This is a genomic window from Nodosilinea sp. LEGE 07088, from assembly GCF_015207395.1.
Classification (GTDB): domain Bacteria; phylum Cyanobacteriota; class Cyanobacteriia; order Phormidesmidales; family Phormidesmidaceae; genus Nodosilinea.
The window spans coordinates 1-3,462 of the sequence record NZ_JADEWX010000309.1; the positions used below are offsets into that span (position 1 = coordinate 1).

Consider the following 3,462-nt stretch of genomic DNA (forward strand, 5'->3'; position numbering starts at 1 on the left):
TTTCCCCACCTCCCCCTCTCTTCACCAAAGGAGTCTTCACCATGACCCCCGACTTCATCGCCTCTCACAGAGAACTGCTGGTCTACCAAAAGGCCTTTGAATCGGCCATGAAAATCTTTGAGCTGTCCCAGACCTTTCCCATGGCTGAGCGGCAGCTGCTGACAGAGCAAATGTTGCGATCGTCTCGCTCGGTGTGCGCCAACCTGGCCGAGGCATGGCAAAAGCGGCGCTACAAAAAGGCGTTTGTCGCCAAGCTCAACGAGGTCGAGGCTGAAGCCGCCGAAACCCAGACCTGGCTGGAGTTTGCCATCTTGTGTGACTATCTAGATGCTGAGACCGGACAAGAATTATTTCATGCCTACAGCCTGGTGCTGGCAGCTACAGGGAAACTGATTGAGCAGGCCGATGGCTGGGCGGTGTCGTCATGAGCCATCGCAGCCGCAAACATAAAAAGCGCTTTGCCTGTGGCCACCGGGGCTATGGACGGTATTGCCACTGCTGCGCTGAGCGCGTTGCCAGAAAGCAAAAACGGTTTAGCCAGCGGCGGCAGGAGCGAGAGCAATGGCAAGCCCTATTTGCCGGGGATGCCATCGAGTTGAGTCACTTGCCAAAGAGCATTGTGAAAAAGGCTAGGAATGTGCTGTCTGCCCTCCAGCAAGGAACTCACTATTGGCAGATGTCGGGCAAACGGCTAGAGATGATGCGCGATGTTATCAGAATTCCGGTAACCCGACGCTACCGGCTGCTTTGCCAGGACGATGGCGATCAGATCGTACCGATCAAGGTAATCTCCCATGAGGACTATAATCCTCTTACCAGAGGCCCCAAACGGTTCCTGAGCAGGTTGCTTTCGAGGAAGCCTTAGCCAGAGGGAAACACAAAACCCCATTTTGGAGCACCAGTCGTGATTTTAGGGCTTTTCTCGCCGCCAAATAGAAACGCCTCTCTCAGGCTCTGTTTCTTCTCGGGGTCTGCCGATCGCCAAAACCCGCATTCTCTCGTCGAACCCAGCGGGAGCATTGATATACAAGGCTTTCAGAGGTTTTTCACAGGGCGCTATTGCGAAGAAATATCATTAATGGGCGGGCGGGGTAGACCCCGACGAAAATGGTGGGTTAGAATGCAGGCGTGGCAAGGGTTCTAGAACCCGACCCTCAAAACTTCCTCGGAAGTTGAACTAATGGAAACGTGCAGGGGCCGATGAGGCGCCCATTGACAATTCCTCAAAACTTCCTCGGAAGTTGAACTAATGGAAACCGTAGAATCTGCCCTTCAGAATGGCTCTGCCACCTCAAAACTTCCTCGGAAGTTGAACTAATGGAAACCTGGTGCAGTGGGTTCCCGACAAGCTACCATCCTCACCTCAAAACTTCCTCGGAAGTTGAACTAATGGAAACACGGAGCTAGCCTCGTTTGCAATACTTTGTCCTTATCCTCAAAACTTCCTCGGAAGTTGAACTAATGGAAACGATGGGTGGTGCCCCGTACAACAATGGAAATCGTCACCTCAAAACTTCCTCGGAAGTTGAACTAATGGAAACGCTCCGTAAAGAGACTTTAACGTAGTTAAACCTGCTACTCAAAACTTCCTCGGAAGTTGAACTAATGGAAACACTCGTACGTCACCCCCTCTGGAAATTGGGGTTCAACGACTCAAAACTTCCTCGGAAGTTGAACTAATGGAAACCTGGGCAGCGCCCATCATCGCGGTTTGCCACGCCTCTCAAAACTTCCTCGGAAGTTGAACTAATGGAAACCGCCGTTAAACCTGTCTCGGTTGTAAGTGACAATAGCTCAAAACTTCCTCGGAAGTTGAACTAATGGAAACCCGTGGACGCACTCGCATCCCGCCGCCCCAGTTATTTGGCTCAAAACTTCCTCGGAAGTTGAACTAATGGAAACTGGGAGCTGTCTCGGAGAGAGGCCCGGTTGATGACTCTCAAAACTTCCTCGGAAGTTGAACTAATGGAAACCCAGAATATCAATGCCAACCGAATTAACTTGCCCTATGGACTCAAAACTTCCTCGGAAGTTGAACTAATGGAAACATTTTAAGTTTTAGATGTGTTCCCAGGAAGACCCGAGAACTCAAAACTTCCTCGGAAGTTGAACTAATGGAAACATTGATCCCCCTTTATAAACTAATTTGAAATGTACAAACTCAAAACTTCCTCGGAAGTTGAACTAATGGAAACCACGGTCCCCAGTGAATTAGGGGCTGTCGTATCCAGCCTCAAAACTTCCTCGGAAGTTGAACTAATGGAAACAACGATACTGAAGCCAATGGCGGCTCCAAACAATGACACTCAAAACTTCCTCGGAAGTTGAACTAATGGAAACGCATTTGAGAGGCATACACTTTGTTGCCATCTGGTGCTCAAAACTTCCTCGGAAGTTGAACTAATGGAAACCTGTAATTGCTAGGTAATTCTCCTCTGCGGAAAACTCAAAACTTCCTCGGAAGTTGAACTAATGGAAACCTCAATGGGCTTCGGAGCAATGCCTTCACCAGACTCAAAACTTCCTCGGAAGTTGAACTAATGGAAACCCACGTTTGTGACGAAGTCGATCACAACGATCAAGTAGACTCAAAACTTCCTCGGAAGTTGAACTAATGGAAACCGCATTAGAATGCTTTTATACGAGCTAAGCGCTGAGACCTCAAAACTTCCTCGGAAGTTGAACTAATGGAAACTATATGGGTATTCCTCTTCGAGGTACGCCGGCGGGGGCTCAAAACTTCCTCGGAAGTTGAACTAATGGAAACTGGTTGTGCCAAGGACATATGTGATGTCCCAGGCTCAAAACTTCCTCGGAAGTTGAACTAATGGAAACGTGCTGAGCCTGCTTACGGCTCATTTTGTTAACTTCTCAAAACTTCCTCGGAAGTTGAACTAATGGAAACCTGTTACACGGCTCCGAAACAACGACAGCACCAATAACATCTCAAAACTTCCTCGGAAGTTGAACTAATGGAAACGGCGATTTTTCCCATGGGAAAAATCGCCGTTTCGCGCTCAAGCCCAAATTTGAACGCCCCTGTCAGTGGCCCATCTCCAAAGAGCCCGATGACCTTGTAGCGCTGAGTCCATCCTCACGCTTGTTTAGCAAGTTGGTAGAAGACTCAAAATCTCGCTGCATGACCACTCTGGCTTTTTCAGATAATGGGTTCCCCTTTGCTATCTCCCGAGCCACCTCAGTTATCCGGCTCAAATATCCCTCCGGCCTGCCCAGGGCAGTTGCCGCCCCATGCCACTGCCAAAGCTGCTCTAGCTCCGGGTGGCTCTGTCGCCACGAGTTCCCCATGTCCTCCGGTTGCACCAGCACTTCATTCCAGTCCTTCCCCTGGTTCGGCGTCAGCCGCTCAATTCCCGGTACCTGCTGCGCTACCCGCCAGGCCATCACCTCCCCTGCCACATCCGCATCAAACGCCGCTGCCACCAGCCCCCCACTCCGCAGCAC

General features: G+C 50.3%; 2 protein-coding genes, 1 pseudogene and 1 CRISPR repeat array. Of the genes and pseudogenes, 2 read left to right on the forward strand and 1 reads right to left on the reverse strand.

Going from position 1 to position 3,462, the window contains the following annotated elements; translation table 11 throughout:
• The first annotated feature begins 41 nt into the window (after positions 1 to 41).
• Positions 42 to 428: a four helix bundle protein gene (locus tag IQ254_RS30265; RefSeq protein ID WP_193969851.1), complete on the forward strand. Its 387-nt coding sequence runs from the start codon at positions 42 to 44 to the stop codon at positions 426 to 428.
• Positions 425 to 865: a hypothetical protein gene (locus IQ254_RS30270; protein ID WP_193969852.1), complete on the forward strand. Its 441-nt coding sequence runs from the start codon at positions 425 to 427 to the stop codon at positions 863 to 865. The genes IQ254_RS30265 and IQ254_RS30270 overlap by 4 nt, the downstream gene beginning before the upstream one ends.
• A 288-nt stretch (positions 866 to 1,153) precedes the next feature.
• Positions 1,154 to 2,980: direct repeats of the CRISPR family, unit length 35 nt; unit sequence CTCAAAACTTCCTCGGAAGTTGAACTAATGGAAAC.
• A 62-nt stretch (positions 2,981 to 3,042) separates the two neighbouring features.
• Here the strand turns inward: IQ254_RS30270 and IQ254_RS30275 are convergent.
• Positions 3,043 to 3,462 (reverse strand): annotated as a pseudogene (locus tag IQ254_RS30275) (hypothetical protein); the annotation flags it as partial.